General features: G+C 71.5%; 1 protein-coding gene. It reads right to left on the bottom strand.

The window, feature by feature from the left end; all coding sequences use genetic code 11:
- Positions 1–1127, bottom strand: a 1127-nt coding sequence (locus MXD59_RS25930; protein ID WP_248827189.1) for a hypothetical protein, incomplete at both ends; no start/stop codon positions are given.

Genomic DNA, 1127 nt, shown 5'->3' with positions numbered 1-1127 from the left:
CGGTGGTCCTGGGACGGCTGGCGGGGGTGTGGTTCCGGTGCCGTCGGTGAGGACGAGGAGGCGTCCGTCGCTGGTGTCGATCGCGATGGTGGCGCCGCGTACGCCGGTGGGGAGCTCCTGGATGGCTTCGTTCGCTTCGGTCTGCAGGGTGGGGTCGAGTGTGGGGACCAGCTGTGCTGGTGCGCAGTGGGGTCCGAGGGTGAAGGTGCCGCCGGCGGGCTGGTCGGAGGCCTGTGCCGGGCACTGGGGTGTTGGTGTGACGACGTTGTCGACTGCCTGCCGGGTGGCGTGGTCGATGAGGTCTTTGTTCGGGGGCCAGAGCATTGAGAGTTTGGTGGTGCGGATCTGGTTGGCGGCGGTGACAGCGGAGGTGTTTCCCGGGTCGGTGGTGGATCGCTGGTGGTCGGCGGTGGTGGCGGTCAGGGGTACCGCGATGAGCGTCGCGATCACGCACAGGCCTGCGAGGGCGGGTTCCCAGGTTCTGCTGGTGGTGCGTGCGCGTAGGCGGCCCAGGGTGGAGGTGGCGGCGGGCCGGGGTGTTCGTTGCGCGGGTGTGGCGGTGTGGGTGGTGCGGCTGGCGGCGCCGAGCAGGGCGCCGATGGTCCAGAGCAGGGCGATGAGGCCGAGGCTGTCGGGGGCGAGGGCGGGTGGGGAGGCGTCGATGTTGAGGGTGGGGCAGAGCAGGGCGAGAACGGGGAGGGTGAGGGTGATCAGGGTGGCGGCGGTGAGTCCGCGGGCCCAGGCGCCGAGCAGTCCGTGGCCGCAGCGGGTGGCGAGTCGGACGAGGAGGGCGCCGATGAGGATGGTGGTGGTCAGGACGAGGAGCAGGCCGAGGAGGCCGAGTTCTTCGGCGATGACGTTGAGGGCGTAGCGGTTCGGGACGGTGCCGTGCGGGGCGTAGGACTCGACCAGGCCCTGCCCAGGTCCACGGCCGAAGGTGCTGGCGCGGGCCAGCGCGAGAGCGGCGTAGGCGTCGTCAGGCGTCCGGGTGGGGGTGTAGGGGTTGCGGTGCCAGGTGTGGCTGAGCGCGGCTACCAGGACGTAGGTGGCGAGGGTGGCGGCGAGTCCGAGGGCTGGTGCCCAGCGGTCCTTGGTGCGTGCGGCGACGAGCCAGATCAGTCCGACGG

It is taken from the genome of Frankia umida (genome assembly GCF_023242945.1).
Lineage (GTDB): Bacteria > Actinomycetota > Actinomycetes > Frankiales > Frankiaceae > Frankia > Frankia umida.
The sequence above is the reverse complement of the archived record's forward strand: the minus strand, read 5'-3'. Positions and strand labels throughout refer to the sequence as shown.